The organism is Kitasatospora sp. NPDC041988, from assembly GCF_055588525.1.
Window position 1 is genome coordinate 118,952 of record NZ_JBVJCO010000022.1, and the last position, 17,482, is coordinate 136,433.

Below are 17,482 nucleotides of genomic sequence, written 5' to 3' on the forward strand. Positions count from 1 at the left end.
CGCGCCCACCCCCACGGGCGCGGGGCCGTCACAGTTCCCGGACGGACCCGACATCCATCCGGGACGGGGTCCCCGCGGCCTTCCCACAGCTCTCGGGGCGGGGCGGTTCACTCGCGCCCTCGGCCACCTCGACCTCCCAGGCGCGGCCGTCCTCGTGGCGCACCGTCACCAGCCAGCGGCCTTCACCGGACGGCTGCTGCGTCAGCGTCAGAGCGTCGGCCCGGGTCTCGCCGGTGGCCAGCCGCACCGCGTGGTCGGCGGCCTGGCCCGGGCGGTCCCAGCCGGAGCAGCCGCGCGCCCAGTCCGGCACCATGTGCCCAGCCGCCGTCGCCGCCAGCACCTCCTTGGCGGTCTCCGCTGTGAGCCGCCCGTACGCGTAGCCGTACGGCAGCACCAGCATGGTGGGGGAGAAACGGTGCCCGCCCAGGTGCGTCACCTCCCACACCTCGCTGTGCCCGGCCGCCGCCAGCTCGGCCGCCAGCGGCCGGCCGAGCAGCGCGCAGCAGCGGTCCCGGCGGCCGTTGGTACACACCAGGGCGACCGGCCCGCCGACGTGGTCCGTGCCGAAGCCGCCGTGCTCCCCGGCGCCCAGCGCCGCGAAGTCCAGCCCCAGCAGCTCCGCCGGATCCGCCACCTCGGCCCGCCGTACCCAGCCCCGGCCCGGCACGCTGTGCGCCACGATCACCTCGTGCCGCGCCGTCGGCAGGCAGTCGGCATGCCGCCCGGGCCGCCGGATCAGCGCCACCCGCACCCCGGTCCCCGCCGCGGCCGCCTCCAGCGCCCGCCCGACCGCCGAGTCCAGATGGCTCTCGCCGAGCGCCTTCGCCCCCCACGGCCCGCTCTGCTCGACCAGCAGCCAGGTCGTGGCGGTCGCCGCCGTGGCGGCCAACGGCTCCGACAGTTCACGCGACAACGTCGCACAAGTGCTCACGCAGGTAAGGCTACCCGTACTGAAAAGACCGCGGCGGGACACCGAAAGGCGCCCCGCCGCGAGTCCGTCCGCCGCCCGCCCGGCGCCGCTACGCCGGGCCGGCGACCACCGCGATCGGCGTCGTCACCGGCATACCCGAGCCGTCACGGCGGGGGTCGCGGTCGGGCAGGTCGACCGGGGCGCCCTTGGCGGTGGCGGCGCGGGCGGGGGAGGGCCCGGCCCAGGCGAAGGCCAGGGCGTCCTCACCGCGCAGGAAGCGCTGGCACCGGACACCGCCGGTGGCACGGCCCTTGCGCGGGTACTGCTCGAACGGGGTGACCTTCCAGGAGCTCTGCTCCTCACCGGTCAACGTGCCCGAGGCGCCGGCCACCGAGACCACCACCGCGTCCGCCGCCGGGTCCACCGCCGTGAACGACAGCACCCGGGCGCCGTCCGACAGCTTGATACCGGCCATACCGCCCGCCGGGCGGCCCTGCGGACGGACCTGGCCCGCCGGGTAGCGCAGCAGCTGGGCGTCCGAGGCGATGAAGACCAAGTCCTCCTCACCGGTGCGCAGTTCGACCGCACCGATCACCTCGTCGCCCTCCTTCAGGGCGATCACCTCGAACTCGTCCTTGTTGGCGGGCCACTCGGGCACCACCCGCTTGACTACACCCTGCACCGTGCCCAGCGCCAGACCCGGCGAGGACTCGTCCAGCGTCGTCAGCGCCAGCACCCGCTCGCCCGCCTCCAGACGCAGGAACTCGCCCACCGCGGCGCCGCCCGCCAGCGTCGGCGACGGCGTCGGCGGCAGAGCCGGCAGATCGATCACCGGCAGCCGCAGCACCCGGCCCGCCGACGTCACCACACCGACGTCCGCACGCGCCGTCGCCGGCACCGCCGACACGATCACATCGTGCTTCGCCCGCTTCTCCGACAGCTCGAACGGCTCACCGTCCGCCGTCCGCGCCAGCAGACCCGTCGACGAGAGCAGTACCCGGCACGGATCGTCCGCCACCTCCAACGGCACCGCCAGCGACGCCGACGGCACCGCCCCCGCCTCCAGCAGCACCGTCCGCCGCTCCGTGCCGAACTGCTTGCCCACCGCGGCCAGCTCCGCCGACACCACACTGCGCAGCCGCGTGTCCGACTCCAGGATCTCCGTCAGCTCGGCGATCTCCGAGTTGAGCCTCGCCTGCTCCTCCTCCAGCTCCACCCGGTCGAACCGGGTCAGCCGGCGCAGCGGCGTGTCCAGGATGTACGCCGTCTGCGTCTCCGACAGCGAGAAGCGCTCGATCAGGCGCTCCTTCGCCTGCGCCGCGTTGTCGCTCGACCGGATGATCGCGATGACCTCGTCGATGTCGACCAGCGCCACCAGCAGGCCCTCGACCAGGTGCAGCCGCTCCTGACGCTTACGGCGACGGAAGTCGCTGCGCCGGCGCACCACCTCGAAGCGGTGGTCGACATAGACCTCCAGCAGCTCCTTCAGCCCCAACGTCAGCGGCTGGCCGTCCACCAGCGCCACGTTGTTGATGCCGAAGGTCTCCTCCATCGGCGTCAGCTTGTACAGCTGCTCCAGCAACGCCTCCGGCACGAAGCCGTTCTTCACCTCGATCACCAGCCGAAGCCCGTGCTCGCGGTCGGTGAGGTCCTTGACGTCCGCGATGCCCTGCAGCTTCTTCGCGTTGACCAGGTCCTTGATCTTCGAGATCACCTTCTCCGGGCCGACGTTGTACGGCAGCTCGGTGACCACGATGCCCTTGCGGCGGGCGGAGACCGCCTCGACCGTCGTGGTGGCACGGATCTTGAAGGTGCCGCGGCCCGACCCGTACGCGTCCCGGATGCCCGACAGGCCGACGATCCGCCCACCCGTCGGAAGATCCGGACCGGGAATGAACCGCATCAGCGTGTCCAGGTCCGCGTTCGGATGCTTGATCAGGTGCCGGGCCGCCGCCACCACCTCGGACAGGTTGTGCGGCGGCATGTTCGTGGCCATACCGACCGCGATGCCCGTCGCACCGTTCACCAGCAGGTTCGGGAACGCCGCCGGCAGCGCCAGCGGCTCCTGCTCACTGCCGTCGTAGTTCGGGCCGAAATCGACGGTGTCCTCGTGGATCGACTCCACCATCGCCATCGACGCCGCCGTCAGCCGCGACTCCGTGTACCGCATCGCGGCCGGCGGGTCGTCGTTGCCCAGCGAACCGAAGTTCCCGTGCCCGTCGATCAGCGGCAGCCGCATCGAGAACGGCTGCGCCATGCGCACCACGGAGTCGTAGATCGACGCGTCACCGTGCGGGTGCAGCCGGCCCATCACCTCGCCGACCAGGCGCGCGCACTTCACGTGGCCGCGCTCCGGCCGCAGGCCCATCTCGTTGGCCTGGTAAAGGATCCGCCGGTGCACCGGCTTCAGACCGTCCCGCGCGTCGGGCAGCGCGCGCGAGTAGATCACCGAGTAGGCGTACTCCAGGAAGGAGCCCTGCATCTCGTCCACAACGTCGACATCGAGGATCCGCTCCTCGAAATCTCCGGGCGGCGGGGTCTGCGAACTGCGGCGGGCCATCGCGGCGGGGCTCCCTTGCGTCTGTCTGATGCGTCTGTCTGCTTCGGATCACGGCTCAGCGCCCCCATTGTGGACCCTTCCACCGACACTGCCGCCCAGCGCCCCTCTTCCGCCCCTGGCGAACGCCCCGTCCGCGCGGACACATCCACGCCCTCCACGCGTTGCACCACAATGGGGAACGCCACACGAACCCCGACATCGACGACGGGAAGGACCCGAGCGCATGGCCAACCCGGCCCCCGCATCCGCCTCCACCGGAGGAAATGGCGCCGCCATCGCCATCACCGAGCACCGCCTGGCCAACGGCCTGCGCGTCGTCCTCTCCGAGGACCACCTCACCCCGGTCGCCGCCGTCTGCCTCTGGTACGACGTGGGCTCCCGCCACGAGGTGAAGGGCCGCACCGGGCTGGCCCACCTGTTCGAGCACCTGATGTTCCAGGGCTCGGCCAACGTCTCCAACAACGGCCACTTCGAGCTCGTCCAGGGCGCCGGCGGCTCCCTCAACGGCACCACCAGCTTCGAGCGCACCAACTACTTCGAGACCATGCCCGCCCACCAGCTGGAGCTCGCCCTCTGGCTGGAGGCCGACCGGATGGGCTCCCTGCTCGCCGCCCTCGACGACACCTCGATGGAGAACCAGCGCGACGTCGTCAAGAACGAGCGCCGCCAGCGCTACGACAACGTCCCCTACGGCACCGCCTTCGAGAAGCTCACCGCGCTCTCCTTCCCCGACGGCCACCCGTACCACCACACCCCCATCGGCTCCATGGCCGACCTGGACGCCGCCACGCTGGAGGACGCCCAGGCGTTCTTCCGCACCTACTACGCGCCCAACAACGCCGTCCTCTCCGTCGTCGGCGACATCGACCCCGAGCAGACCATCGCCTGGGTCGAGAAGTACTTCGGCACCATCCCCGCCCACGACGGCAAGCAGCCCCCGCGCGACGGCACCCTCCCCGACACCATCGGCCGCGAACTCCGCGAGTCCATCCGCGAGGACGTCCCCTCCCGCGCCCTGATGGCCGCCTACCGCCTCCCGCACGATGGCACCCGCGAGGCCGACGCCGCCGACCTCGCCCTCACCATCCTCGGCAGCGGCGAATCCAGCCGGCTCTACAACCGGCTCGTCCGTCGCGACCGCACCGCCGTCGCCGCCGGCTTCGGCCTGCTCCGCCTCGCCGGCGCCCCCAGCCTCGGCTGGCTCGACGTCAAGACCTCCGGCGACGCCACCATCGAGCAGATCGAGACCGCCGTCGACGAGGAGCTCGCCCGCTTCGCCGCCGAGGGCCCCACCGCCGCCGAACTCGAGCGCGCCCAGGCCCAGATCGAGCGCGAATGGCTCGACCGGCTCACCACCGTCGCCGGCCGGGCCGACGAACTCTGCCGCTACGCCGTCCTGTTCGGCGACCCCAAGCTGCTCGGCGGCGCCCTCCCCAAGGTGCTCGACGTCACCGCCGAGGAGGTCCGGGCCATCGCCCAGGCCCGCCTCCACCCCCAGAACCGGGCCGTCCTCGTCTATGAGCCCACCACGGCCGAGGACACCGACGGCACCGACGCCGACCAGACCGCCACCGACGCGACCGAAGAGGAGGGCGCTGCCGCATGAGCACCGACTACGTCCCCGCCATGACGTTCCACCCCCAGCCCCAGCCCGGCACCCCCAGCCCGTGGGCCTTCCCCGCCCCCGAGCGCGCCGCCCTCGGCAACGGCATCACCGTCCTGCACTGCCACCGCCCCGGCCAGCAGCTCGTCGCCGTGGACGTCCTCCTCGACGCCCCGCTCGCCGCCGAACCCGACGGCCTCGACGGCATCGCCGGCATCCTCGCCCGCGCCCTCAACGAAGGCACCGACACCCTCACCGCCGAAGAGTTCGCCGCCGAACTCGAGCGCGCCGGCGCCACCCTCGACGCCCACGCCGACCACCCCTGCATCCGGGTCTCCCTCGAAGTCCCCGCCAGCCGGCTCCAGCGCGGCCTCAGCCTCCTCGCCGACGCCCTGCGCGCCCCCGCCCTCCCCGAGGACGAGATCGAGCGCCTCGTCGCCAACCGCCTCGACGAGATCGTCCACGAGCAGGCCAACCCCGCCCGCCGCGCCGCCAAGGCCCTCTACGCCGAACTCTTCGACGGCGCCGACCGCCTCTCCCGCGCCCGCGGCGGCACCGCCGACACGGTCAAGTCCATCGACCGGGCCGCCGTCCAGGCCTTCTACGACGCCCACGTCCGGCCCGCCACCACCACCGTCGTCGTGGTCGGCGACCTCACCGGCACCGACCTGCCCGCCCTGCTCGAAGCCACCCTCGGCACCTGGACGGCCGACACCACCGCCCCCAGCGCCCACGCCCCGGTCACCGCCGACGACACCGGCCGCGTCGTCATCGTCGACCGCCCCGGCTCCGTCCAGACCCAGCTGCTCATCGGCCGCATCGGGCCCGACCGGCACGACCCCGCCTGGGCCGCCCAGATCCTCGGCACCTACTGCCTCGGCGGCACCCTCACCTCCCGCCTCGACCGCGTCCTGCGCGAGGAGAAGGGCTACACCTACGGCGTCCGGGCCTTCGCCCAGCCGCTGCGCTCCACCGCCGACGGCAGCGGGCGCGCGCTGCTCGCCATCAGCGGCTCGGTGGACACCGCCTCCACCGCCCCCGCGCTCGCCGACACCTGGACCATCCTGCGCACCCTCGCCGCCGAGGGCCTCACCGACGCCGAGCGCGACGAGGCCGTGCAATTCCTGGTCGGCGTCGCCCCGCTGAAGTACGAGACCGCCGGTTCGGTCGCCGGCACCCTGGCCGACCAGGTCGAGCAGCACCTGCCCGACGACTACCAGGCCGAGGTCTACCGGCAGCTCGCCGAGCTCCCGACGGCCGCCGCCACCGAGGCCGTGGTCGCCGCCTTCCCGCCGGACCGCCTGGTCACCGTCCTCGTCGGCGACGCCGCCGAGATCGCCGAACCGGTGCGCAAGCTCGGCATCGGCGAGGTCACCGTGATCAGCTCCTGAACCGACTGAACCCCCGTACGGGCAGGGCCTGGTGGAGCACTCAGCTCCGCCGGGCCCTCCGTCGTTAAATCCCTTGCAGGGCGTGATCGCGCTGTGGGTAGATATCCCACGGCAGCCGATACGGATACGGAAAGGAGGCGGTCACCATGCGGGTCGAGCCGACCACAGTGCGCTCCCCACGACCGTCCCTCCCGTGTACCCCGGCCCGCCCCCCGGCCGCCTGAGCGCCGGCACCCCAGATCTTCCCCGAGCCGCACCGGGACTCTTCGCGCGGCACCACACCTAGGCTTGAACCAACCGACCTTTGGAGGTCGTTCAACCATGTCGTACACCGAGGTACCCGGTATCCGGGTCCCGATCCGGATGTGGACCGACCCGGCCACCGTCGAGGGCCAGGCCATGCAGCAGCTGCGCAACATCAGCTCGCTGCCCTGGTTGCACGGCCTCGCCGTGATGCCCGACGTCCACCTGGGCAAGGGCGCGACGGTCGGCTCCGTGATCGCGATGCGCGGCGCCGTCTGTCCGGCGGCGGTCGGTGTGGACATCGGCTGCGGAATGAGCGCCGTGAAGACGTCCCTCACCGCCAAGGACCTCCCCGACGACCTCTCCCGCCTCCGCTCCAAGATCGAGCAGGCCATCCCGGTCGGCCGCGGCCTCCACACCGACCCGGTCGACCCGCGCAAGCTCCACGGCTTCGCGACGGCGGGCTGGGACGACTTCTGGGAGCGCTTCGACGGAGTGGCGCCGGAGGTGAAGTGGCGGCGCGAGCGGGCCATGCAGCAGATGGCAACGCTCGGTGGAGGTAATCATTTTATCGAACTGTGCGTTGATGACACTGGAACTGTCTGGCTGATGCTGCACTCCGGCTCGCGGAACATCGGCAAGGAGCTGGCGGAGCATCACATGGGTGTCGCCCGCTCGCTGCCGCACAACCAGGGGCTGGTCGACCACGACCTGGCGGTGTTCATCGCGGACACCCCGCAGATGGGTGCCTACCGTCAGGACCTCTTCTGGGCACAGGAGTACGCCAAGAAGAACCGTGCGGTGATGATGGCACTGTTCCAGGACGTCGTCCGCCGTGAGTTCGCCAAGGCGAAGGTCGCCTTCGATGAGGTGATCAGTTGCCACCACAACTACGTGGCGGAGGAGAAGTACGACGGTGTCGACCTACTGGTGACCCGCAAGGGTGCGATCAGGGCCGGTTCCGGAGACTACGGGATCATCCCCGGCTCGATGGGCACCGGTTCGTACATCGTCCGCGGCCTCGGCAACGAGGCGGCGTTCAACTCGGCCTCGCACGGCGCCGGCCGCAAGATGAGCCGGAACGCCGCGAAGAAGCGGTTCACCACGCGTGATCTGGTCGAGCAGACCAAGGGCGTGGAGTGCCGCAAGGACAGCGGAGTCGTGGACGAGATTCCCGGTGCGTACAAGTCGATCGAGAAGGTCATCGAGCAGCAGAAGGACCTCGTCGAGATCGTGGCGCACCTGAAGCAGGTCGTCTGCGTCAAGGGCTGACGCGGAGGACGGCCCCGGACGAGTCCGGGGCCGTCTCGGTGTGCCGATCATGCAGAAGAGGGGGTGCCGGAGAACCGGCGCCCCCTCTCGCGACGGTGCTCAGGCGGCGGCCGGCAGCTCGTCGAGGCCCTCCTGGACCAGCTTGGCGAGGCGGTCGAGGGCCTCGTCGGCGCCCTCGGCGTCGGAGGCGAGGATGACCTCTTCGCCGCCCTGGGCGCCGAGGCCGAGCAGGCCGAGCAGGGAAGCGGCGTTGACCGGCTTGCCGTCGGGCTTGGCGATGGTGATCGGCACGCCGGTGGCCGCGACGGCCTTGACGAAGACGGCGGCGGGACGGGCGTGCAGGCCCTCGGCCCAACCGATGGTGACGCGGCGCTCAGCCATGAGACGTGCCTTTCCGGTGAAGCTGGTCACGGCCGTGCTAGGGGTGGCGGCCATGTTGTCTAGACCAGTGTTGCACGCAGGCGACCCCTTCGAGCCGCCGCGTTCAGGAGTTGTGATTGTTTCTTTCGGGGGCATAAGTGAGGGCATAAGCCCCGGCCAGCGGCCCTGTCCGGCTTCTCTCCGGTCCTGCTCACCCTGCCGTGGCCGCACGCCCGGCGCCATTCGGCTCGCCGCCGGATAACCTGACGAATGTGGACGACTCCGCGGTACCGCACCCCGAGCTGAGCCCGCAGCACGGCGCGACGCACGGCGCCAAGCAGGGCACGACGCACGGTGCGCAGCAGGGCCCGAAACAGGGCCCCAAGCAGGCATCGGCGCACCACCCCGAGCACGCCGGGCCGGACTACCCGCAGCACTGGGAGGCCGACATCCTGCTGCGTGACGGCGGCACGGCCCGGATCCGGCCGATCACGCCCGCGGACGCCGGGCGGTTGGTGGAGTTCTACGAGCAGGTGTCGGACCAGTCCAAGTACTTCCGCTTCTTCGCGCCCTATCCGCGGCTCTCCGACAAGGACGTCCGGCGCTTCACCCACCATGACTTCGTCAACCGGGTGGGCCTGGCCGTGGTGATCCGGGACCGTTTCATCGCCACCGTCCGCTACGACCGGATCGACGCCGACGGCCGTCCGTCGGACACCGGTACGGATGCGGAGGTGGCGTTCCTGGTGCAGGACGCGCACCAGGGCCGCGGGGTGGCCTCCGCGCTGCTGGAGCACATCGCGGCGGTGGCGCAGGAGCGTGGTATCCGCCGTTTCCAGGCGGAGGTGCTGCCGGAGAACCGCAAGATGGTGAAGGTCTTCACCGACGCCGGCTACACCCAGCACCGCAGTTTCGCCGACGGCGTGGTCCACCTGGAGTTCGATCTGGAGCCGACCGCGGCCTCGCTCGCGGTGATGCGGGCGCGCGAGCACCGCGCGGAGGCGAGGTCGGTGCAACGGCTGCTCACTCCGCGTTCGGTCGCGGTGCTCGGGGTCTCGCGCAACCCGCAGACCGTCGGCCGGGCGATCCTGCGCGATCTGCTCGGCGGCTTCGACAGCAAGGACGAGGACGACGACCGCCGCGTCTACGCCGTGAACCGCAACGCCCCGCCCGGCAGCGAGCTGGACGGTGTCCCGGTGCACCGTTCGATCCTGGAGATCCCGGGCCCGGTGGATCTGGCGGTGATCGCCGTGCCGGCCGCCGCCGTCCCCGCGGCCGTCGCCGAGTGCGGTGCGCACGGGGTGCAGGGCCTGGTGGTGGTCACCGCCGGTTATGCGGAGACCGGGCCGGAGGGTCGCGACCGTCAGCGTGCCCTGGTCCGCCAGGCTCGGGCGGCCGGTATGCGGGTGATCGGCCCGAACGCCTTCGGTCTGATCAACACCGACGCCGACCGCCCGTTGAACGCCTCGCTCGCGCCGGTCCTGCCGAGGCGCGGCGGCTTCGGCATCTTCTGCCAGTCCGGCGCGATCGGCGTGGCCCTGCTGGAGGCGGCCCACCGCCGGGGGCTGGGCGTCTCCTCCTTCGCCTCGGTCGGCAACCGCTCGGACGTCTCCGGCAACGACTTCCTCCAGTACTGGGAGGAGGATCCGGCCACCGAGGTGGTGCTGCTCTACCTGGAGTCCTTCGGCAACCCCCGCAAGTTCACCCGGATCGCCCGCCGGCTGGCCGCCGCCAAGCCGATCGTGGTGGTGAAGGGCGCCCGCCACACCGGCAGCCTGCCGCCGGGCCATGCCGTCCCGGCGACCGCGACCGGGCTGCGCGACGCCACCGTGGACGCGCTGTTCGAGCAGGCCGGCGTCACCCGGGTGGAGACGATCACCGAGCTGTACGACACGGGGGAGCTGCTCGCCCTGCAGCCGCTGCCGTCCGGGGACCGGGTGGCGGTGGTCGGCAATTCGGATTCGCTCGGCCTGCTCACCCATGACGCCTGTCTGAGTGCCGGGCTGCGCCCCCGGACCCCGGTGGACCTGACGACCGCCGCCACCGGCGAGAACTTCCGGATCGCGCTGGACGTGGCGCTGGGCGACCCGGCGGTGGACGCGGTGATCGCCGTCGCCATTCCGCCGATCGGCACCTCGGCGCATGCGTTCATGGGGGGCAGACTGACCGGCCCGGACGATCCGGAGATGGGCTCCGACGATCCGGAGATCGCCGCGGCGCTGCTCGAAGCGGGTGAGCGGGCGCGGGAGTTGGGCAAGCCGCTGGTGCTCGCCCATCTGGCGCTGACCGATCTGCCGAACCGGCTGCGGCCGGGCGGTATCCCCGCCTACCCGGCGCCCGAGCGGGCCGTCCGCGCCCTCGCGCACGCCGTCCACTATGCGCAGTGGCGGCACCGGATGGCCGAGGCGGAGGAGACGGCCCGCGTCCCGGAACTGGACCGGATCGACGAGTCGGGCGCCCGGGCTCTGGTCGAGGCGGCGCTCAACACCCGGACTGCCCGCCCGGCGCCCACCACCACCCTTGTTCGTGGCGCTACGCGCCGCACCTTCTCTGCCCGCACCCAGCCGGGCGGCGCGCGGATCACGCTGCCGGACGCGGACGCGACGGCGCTGCTCGCCCGCTACGGCATCGACGTCTCGCCGACGCTGCCCGCGCACGACGAGGAGGGCGCAGTCCGCGCGGCGGCGACGCTCGGCTACCCGGTCGCGCTGAAGGCCACCGCCCCGCACCTGCGCCACCGTCCCGACCTCGGCAGCGTCCGGCTGGACCTCACCGGCGAGCCGGGGCTGCGCCGGGCCCACCGCGAGCTGGACGCGCTGCTCGGCGGGGCTGCCCAGGCCGAGCTGGTGGTCCAGCGGCTGGCTCCGCGCGGGGTGGACACCGTGATCGGCGCCGCCGTGGACCCGGCGGTCGGCGCGATCCTCTCCTTCGGCCTGGCCGGCGCCCCCGCCGAACTGCTCGGTGATGTTGCCCACCGGCTGGTCCCGGCCACCGACCAGGACGTGGCCGGGCTGATCCGGGAGGTCCGGGCGGCGCCGCTGCTGTTCGGCTGGCGCGGTGCCGAGGCGGTGGACACCGACGCGCTGGAGGAGGTGCTGCTGCGGGTCTCCCGCCTGGTGGACGACCTCCCGGAGGTCGCCTCGGTGGATCTCGAACCCGTGGTCGTCGCCCCGCACGGGCTGGCGATCCTGGGGGCGCGAGTGCGGATCGCACCCCTGCCAGTCCGCAGCGATCTGGGCCCGCGCGCCATGAGCACGCTGTAACCTTCCTTGGTTGCGCCCTGTCCGGGGGCGCTGTTGTCCGGAAGCTCGGCGCCGCGCCGCCCGCTTCGTCGGCGGACCATGCCAGGATGGAGTTATGGCGAAGACCGGTACCACCACCACTCAGGACCTGCGCTCGGCGATCGAGCGCAGCGGCTACTACCCGGCCCTGGTGTCCGAGGCGGTCGAGTCCGCGGTGGGTCCCGAGCCGATCAGCTCCTACCTGGTCCACCAGGAGACCACCTTCGACGCCAACGAGGTCCGCCGGCATGTGACCGTGCTGGTGCTGACCCCGACCCGGTTCGTGGTGAGCCACACCGACGAGCAGTCCGGCGACGGCGCCGGCCCGGCGGTGCCGTACGCGACGACCTCGACCGAGAGTGTCCGGCTGGACCGGATCGGTTCGGTCGTGGTGAGCCGGATGGTCGCCAACCCGGAGACGTACACCCCGGGCACGCTGCCGCGCGAGGTCGTGCTGACCATCGGCTGGGGTGCGGTGCAGCGGCTGGACCTGGAGCCGGCCGGCTGCTCGGACCCGAATTGCGAGGCGGATCACGGTTACACCGGTTCCGCCACCGCTGACGATCTGTCACTGCGGGTCAGCGAGGCCGGCGACGGTCCGGAGACGGTGGCCCAGGCGCTGGTGTTCGCCCGGGCGCTCTCCGACGCGACGATCAGCAACAGCCCGCGGGTCTGAGCCGGCGACGCACGACGACGTGCGCCGAGACCTGACGCACGACGACGCCACCGAAGCCAGGAAGCCAGCCCCTCAGCCATGTCCTTCGCCCCCGACGGCCACGACGCCTTCGAGATCCTCGACCCCGCCACCGCCCCGGCGCCCCCGTACGGCAGCGGCTCGCTCTGCGACCTGCTGCCCTCGGTGGCGGCCGGCCTCGGTGTGCCCGGTTTCACCGCGACGCTGCCGATCGCGCCCGCCGACCGGGTGGTGGTGTTCCTGGTCGACGGCCTCGGCTGGGAGCTGCTGCTGCGCCACCCCGAGTACGCGCCGTTCCTGTCCTCGCTGGCCGGCAGCTCGCTGGGCGGCACCGGCCGTCCGCTGACCGCGGGCTTCCCGTCCACCACCGCCACCTCGCTGGCCTCGGTGGGCACCGGGACCCCGCCGGGCCTGCACGGCCTGGCCGGCTACACGGTGGCGGTGCCGGGCGCCGGCTACCTGATGAACCAGTTGCGCTGGCAGCCGCACACCGATCCGGCGCTCTGGCAGCCGTACCCGACGGTGTTCGAGCAGGTCGACGCCGCGGGGGTGGCGACCGCGCAGGTCTCCTCGCCGCTGTTCGCCCAGACCCCGCTGACCCGGGTGGCGCTCTCCGGCGGCACCTTCCTCGGCCGCACCACCGGCGAGGAGCGGATGGACCAGGCCGCCGCCTGGCTGGCCGAGCACGACCGCGCCCTCGTCTACACCTACGTCAGCGAGCTGGACGGCGCCGGGCACCGGTTCGGGGTGGACTCCGACGAGTGGCGGATGACGCTGGACGCGGTGGACCGGCTGGCCCGGCGGCTGGCCCAGCAGCTGCCGCCGCGTTCGGCGATGTACGTCACCGCCGACCACGGCATGATCGACATCGCTCCCGAGGACCGGGTCGACTTCGACGAGGACTGGGAGCTCGGCGCCGGCGTCGCGCTGCTCGGCGGCGAGGGCCGGGCCCGGCACGTGTACGCCGTGCCGGGGGCCGCCGCCGACGTGTACACGGTCTGGAGCGAGGTGCTCGGCGACCGGATGTGGGTGGCGACCCGGGACGAGGCGATCGCCGCCGGCTGGTTCGGCCCCTCGGTGGACGACCGGGTCTACCACCGGATCGGCGACGTGGTGGCCGCGGCCCGCGACGACATCGCCGTGATCGCGTCCCGCAACGAGCCCGGCGAGTCCGCGATGATCGGCCTGCATGGCTCGATGACCCCGGTCGAGCAGTTCGTGCCCCTGCTCGAAGTCCGCGCGTGAACCCCCCCCGCTCCGCGTGAACTCCCCCTCTCTGAAAGGCCTCTGCTCCACCCATGGCTGAACTGGTGTTCTTCTCGGGCACGATGGACTGCGGGAAGTCGACGCTCGCGCTCCAGATGGACCACAACCACGCCGCCCGCGGCCGGCAGGGGATCATCCTCACCCGCAACGACCGTGCCGGCGCGGCCACCATCTCCAGCCGGCTCGGCCTGCAGGCCGAGGCGGTCGAGGTCACGGACGACTTCGACTTCCACGCCCACGTCGTGCACCGGCTCTCGGCCGGCGGCCGGGTGGACTATCTGATCTGCGACGAGGCCCAGTTCTTCGCCGCCGAGCAGGTCGACCAGCTGGCCCGGGTGGTCGACGAACTCGGTATCGACGTCTTCACCTTCGGCATCACCACCGACTTCCGGACCAGGCTCTTCCCCGGCTCCCAGCGGCTGATCGAGCTGGCAGACCGGGTCGAGGTGCTCCAGGTCGAGGCGCTCTGCTGGTGTGGTGCGCGCGCCACCCACAACGCCCGGACGGTGGGCGGCGTGATGGTGGTCGAGGGCGCCCAGGTCGTGATCGGCGACATCACGGTGCGCGAGGACGAGGTCGGCTACGAGGTGCTCTGCCGCCGTCACCACCGCCGCCGGCTGACCGCCGCGACCGCCCGCGCCTCGGTGCTCTCCCCGGACGTGCTGCCCTTCGAAGAACAGCAGGCCTGAGGGGCCTCGGTCAGAGGCCCGTTTCCAGTACGGAGAAGTGCCCGCCCTGCGGGTCGGCCAGCCGCGCCAGCCGGCCGCGCCCGGTCACGTGCGGCTCCACCAGCACCCGGCCGCCGAGCTCCACCGCCCGACGGGCCGTCAACACCGCGTCCCGGACGGCGAAATGGACCCGCCAGCGCGGCGCGTGCCCGCGCAGCTCGGCTCCGGACCGGATGCCGGCCACCGGCCGGCCGTCCACCAGCAGCGCGGACCCGCCGTCGGCCGGGGCCACCGGTCGCCCCAGCACTGCGCCGTAGAAGACCGCCGCACCCTCCTCGTCGGGGGTGAGCAGCTCGGCCCAGGCCGGCCCCCCTGGCTCGGGTCCCGCCTCCCGGCCGGTGTGCTCCTCGCCCTGCCAGAGTCCGAAGACCGCACCGGACACGTCCGCCGCGATTGCCAGCCGGCCGGCCCGCTCGGCCTGCAGCGGACCGACCGCCACCGTGCCGCCGCACTCGCGCACCAGCTGGGCCGTCCGGTCGGCGCTGTCCACCGCGAAGTAGGTCGTCCACTGGACCGGGAAGCCCGTCGCCACGGAGACGCCGAGACCGGCGACCGGGGCGCCCCCCGACTCGGCCCGCACGTAGGCACCGAGCTGGGTGGGGCCCGGCGTGTACGTCCAGCCGAGCAGCTCGCCGTAGAAGGCGCGGGCGCCGGCCAGGTCGTCGGTCATCAGGCTGACCCAGCACGGCGTGCCCTGGGCCAGCCGGAGTTTCACCGCGGGCATGCGGGCCTCCTCACGGGGCGGACGGCGCACGGAGCTGCGCACGTGAGGGTGATGGTTCCACCCTGGCGCGCGCCGAACCCTCGGGCCGCGCGGAAAGTCCGGCAAAGACCGCACAAAGAGCGTCGAGTTGGCGGCCCTGCGCAAGAATGACCGCCATGACGACTTCTCACGATGACTCCCCGCTGGTCTCGGTGGCCGGCCTGCGGGAGGCGCTCGCCTCGGAGCTCCCGCCGGTCCTGCTCGACGTGCGCTGGCAGCTCGGCGGTCCGCCCGGGATCGAGGACTACACGGCCGGCCACCTGCCGGGCGCCCATTTCGTCGAGCTGGACACCGACCTCGCCGCCCCGGCCGGTCCGCCCGGGCGAGGCGGCCGCCACCCGCTGCCCGACGTCGAGGAGTTGGGCGCCGTGCTGCGCCGCTTCGGGGTTTCCACCGGCCGCCCGGTGGTGGTGTACGACGGCGCCACCTCGCTGGCCGCGGCCCGGGCCTGGTGGCTGCTGCGCTGGGCGGGCCATCCGGACGTGCGGGTGCTGGACGGCGGGTTCGCCGCCTGGCAGGCGGCCGGGCTGCCGGTGACCGTCGAGGTTCCGGTGCCGGAGGAGGGCGACTTCAAGCCGGTGCCGGGCCGGTTGCCGACGGTGGACGGGGACGGCGCGGCGGCCTGGGCCCGGACCGGGCTGCTGCTGGACGCCCGGGCCGGGGAGCGCTACCGCGGGGAGACCGAGCCGATCGACCCGCGCGCCGGGCACATCCCGGGGGCGGTCTCCGCGCCGACCACCGAGAACGTCGGCCCGGACGGGCGGTTCCGGCCGGCCGCCGAACTCGCCGAGCGGTTCCGGGCACTGGGCGCGGGTGAGCGGGGGACCGCGGTGTACTGCGGTTCGGGTGTGACGGCGGCGCACCAGATCCTGGCGCTGGCGGTGGCGGGCCTTCCGGCCACGCTGTACCCGGGGTCGTGGAGCGAGTGGTCGAGCGACGAGAGCCGCCCGGTGGCGGTCACCGACCAGCCGGGCTGAGCCGGTCGCACGAGGCCGGCCGCGCGACGCCGGTGGTACCAGGCCGTCGGCGCGACGCCGGTCGCACGGGGCCGCGGTCGTACGGCCGGCGGCACGGCGAAGGGGTGGGAGGCCGGCCGGCCTCCCACCCCTTCGCCGAACGTGACGGCTACTCCTGCTTCTTGCGCCGGCTGCCGAAGACGATCTCGTCCCAGCTCGGCACGGTGGCCCGGCGTCCGGGCCGGACACCGTCCGCCTCCGCCTGCCGGTCGGTCGTCCCGACCAGGCGCTCGCGGTGCGGGGCGACGGCCCGCGGCATCAGGATGTCCGCGTACGCCGAGCCCGCGCCGACCGCGGGGGCGGCGGCTGCCGGCTCCTCGCTCTCCTCGGCGACCTCGGCGGGCACCGGCTCGATCGGCGGCGGCGCGCCGACGGCGAGGTCACCGCGGAAGGCGGGGACGACATCGAGCAGGCTGGTCAGCGAGTCGCGCGACTCGGCGGTGGCCTCGCGGCCCTCGCGCACCTCGCGGGCCGACATGATGCGGTCCGCCGAGGGCCGGTCGATCATCGGACGCGGCGGCCGGTCCTGGGGGAGCCGGGCGATCCGCGGGATGAACGGGAAGACCGACTCCTCCTCGCGCTCGACGTTCTCGCCGATCAGCGCGCGGGCCTCGTCGTCGTTGGGCTGGACGAGGCGCCGCGGCGGGTCGTACGTCCAGGCCGCGCTGCGGCCCTCGCCCTCGGCCCGGTAGGAAAGGATGACCTCCCACGTGCCGTCGTCGCGCCGCCAGGAGTCCCAGCGCTCGGTGTCCTTCTCGGCGCCGCGCAGCGCGAGCCGCTCGGCGACGGCCTCGCCCAGCTGCGGTCCGGTGGACTCGCCGTGCCGGCGGATGGCGGTCTTGCGGGCCCGCTCGGCCATGAAGGCGCGCTCGGCGAGCACCGGCCCCTCGAAGCGGCGGACGCGGTCGACGGAGATACCGGCGGCCTGCGCGACCTCCTCGGCGGAGGCGCCGGCTCGTATCCGCGCCTGGATGTCGCGGGGGCGGAGGTGGCTCTCCACCTCGATCTCGATCTGGCCGAGGCGCGGACGGTCGCCCCGGATGGCGGCGCGCAGCCGCTCGTCGATGGGGAGGGTGTACTCCGTGCTGTCGGCAGCCTTGAGCACCAGCCGTGTGCCGTCGTTGCTGACGGCCACAACCCGCAGTTCGGGCACGGTTACCTCCCGGGTGGTGCCTGCCGACGTCACCTGCGTCGCTGCTCCCGTACTGAGTGTGGCCTGCCCGCTCGCGACTGGCCACAACCTTGCTGAGTTCCCCGGCGTGTCGGGCTTAGGCCCGGACGCGCCGCTGTGGCACGGTTGCCTTTTTGCCACGTCACCTGTTGACGTCGCGTCTGGGTGTCCCGGCCGTCCTCGCACGCGCAGTGAACGCGACGATCCGGGACGGGCGTCGCCGT

13 protein-coding genes are annotated in these 17,482 nt (G+C 73.0%); 8 read left to right on the forward strand and 5 right to left on the reverse strand.

The window, feature by feature from the left end; translation table 11 throughout:
- Window positions 1-28 precede the first annotated feature (28 nt).
- Together ACZ6NC_RS22570 and ACZ6NC_RS22575 are read right to left on the reverse strand one after the other, a co-directional pair.
- Window positions 29-931, reverse strand: a complete 903-nt coding sequence (locus ACZ6NC_RS22570) for a sucrase ferredoxin (protein ID WP_465735435.1) — start codon at window positions 929-931, stop codon at window positions 29-31.
- An 88-nt stretch (window positions 932-1,019) separates the two neighbouring features.
- The gene (locus ACZ6NC_RS22575) at window positions 1,020-3,470 is read right to left on the reverse strand and encodes a DNA gyrase/topoisomerase IV subunit A (protein WP_465735437.1); all 2,451 of its coding nucleotides are present in this window, start codon (window positions 3,468-3,470) and stop codon (window positions 1,020-1,022) included.
- Window positions 3,471-3,693: 223 nt separating this feature from the next.
- Here ACZ6NC_RS22575 and ACZ6NC_RS22580 point away from each other — a divergent pair, with 223 nt between their 5' ends.
- The 3 genes from ACZ6NC_RS22580 to ACZ6NC_RS22590 all read left to right on the forward strand — a co-directional run bounded on the left by ACZ6NC_RS22580 (window position 3,694) and on the right by ACZ6NC_RS22590 (window position 7,979).
- Complete coding sequence (locus tag ACZ6NC_RS22580) at window positions 3,694-5,076, forward strand: M16 family metallopeptidase (RefSeq protein WP_465735439.1); 1,383 nt, start codon at window positions 3,694-3,696, stop codon at window positions 5,074-5,076.
- A complete protein-coding gene (locus ACZ6NC_RS22585) occupies window positions 5,073-6,464 on the forward strand; it encodes a M16 family metallopeptidase (protein ID WP_465735441.1) in 1,392 nt (463 codons plus the stop codon). Before ACZ6NC_RS22580 ends, ACZ6NC_RS22585 begins: the two co-directional genes overlap by 4 nt.
- A gap of 321 nt (window positions 6,465-6,785) precedes the next feature.
- Window positions 6,786-7,979 carry an RtcB family protein gene (locus ACZ6NC_RS22590; RefSeq protein ID WP_465735443.1) on the forward strand — a complete coding sequence of 398 codons (1,194 nt, stop codon included), beginning with the start codon at window positions 6,786-6,788 and terminating at the stop codon, window positions 7,977-7,979.
- 99 nt (window positions 7,980-8,078) lie between these two features.
- Here ACZ6NC_RS22590 and ACZ6NC_RS22595 read toward each other — a convergent pair whose 3' ends face one another.
- On the reverse strand, window positions 8,079-8,360 hold the full coding sequence (locus ACZ6NC_RS22595; RefSeq protein WP_465735445.1) for an HPr family phosphocarrier protein: 282 nt from the start codon (window positions 8,358-8,360) through the stop codon (window positions 8,079-8,081).
- A gap of 428 nt (window positions 8,361-8,788) precedes the next feature.
- Here ACZ6NC_RS22595 and ACZ6NC_RS22600 point away from each other — a divergent pair, with 428 nt between their 5' ends.
- The 4 genes from ACZ6NC_RS22600 to ACZ6NC_RS22615 all read left to right on the forward strand — a co-directional run bounded on the left by ACZ6NC_RS22600 (window position 8,789) and on the right by ACZ6NC_RS22615 (window position 14,269).
- Entirely contained in the window at window positions 8,789-11,602 is a 2,814-nt protein-coding gene (locus ACZ6NC_RS22600) for a bifunctional acetate--CoA ligase family protein/GNAT family N-acetyltransferase (RefSeq protein ID WP_465735488.1), read from the forward strand.
- 94 nt (window positions 11,603-11,696) lie between these two features.
- Window positions 11,697-12,296: a DUF5998 family protein gene (locus ACZ6NC_RS22605; protein WP_396323740.1), complete on the forward strand. Its 600-nt coding sequence runs from the start codon at window positions 11,697-11,699 to the stop codon at window positions 12,294-12,296.
- 78 nt (window positions 12,297-12,374) lie between these two features.
- The gene (locus ACZ6NC_RS22610) at window positions 12,375-13,559 is read left to right on the forward strand and encodes an alkaline phosphatase family protein (RefSeq protein ID WP_465735447.1); all 1,185 of its coding nucleotides are present in this window, start codon (window positions 12,375-12,377) and stop codon (window positions 13,557-13,559) included.
- Between the two features lie 53 nt (window positions 13,560-13,612).
- Window positions 13,613-14,269, forward strand: a complete 657-nt coding sequence (locus ACZ6NC_RS22615) for a thymidine kinase (RefSeq protein WP_209415384.1) — start codon at window positions 13,613-13,615, stop codon at window positions 14,267-14,269.
- 10 nt (window positions 14,270-14,279) lie between these two features.
- Here ACZ6NC_RS22615 and ACZ6NC_RS22620 read toward each other — a convergent pair whose 3' ends face one another.
- Complete coding sequence (locus ACZ6NC_RS22620) at window positions 14,280-15,032, reverse strand: VOC family protein (RefSeq protein WP_465735449.1); 753 nt, start codon at window positions 15,030-15,032, stop codon at window positions 14,280-14,282.
- A gap of 155 nt (window positions 15,033-15,187) precedes the next feature.
- Between ACZ6NC_RS22620 and ACZ6NC_RS22625 the strand changes: the two genes are divergently transcribed.
- Window positions 15,188-16,048 (forward strand): sulfurtransferase, encoded by an 861-nt coding sequence (locus tag ACZ6NC_RS22625; RefSeq protein WP_465735451.1) that lies wholly within the window; start codon window positions 15,188-15,190, stop codon window positions 16,046-16,048.
- 148 nt (window positions 16,049-16,196) lie between these two features.
- Here ACZ6NC_RS22625 and sepH read toward each other — a convergent pair whose 3' ends face one another.
- On the reverse strand, window positions 16,197-17,273 hold the full coding sequence (gene sepH, locus ACZ6NC_RS22630) for a septation protein SepH (RefSeq protein ID WP_465735453.1): 1,077 nt from the start codon (window positions 17,271-17,273) through the stop codon (window positions 16,197-16,199).
- Between the last annotated feature and the right edge of the window lie 209 nt (window positions 17,274-17,482).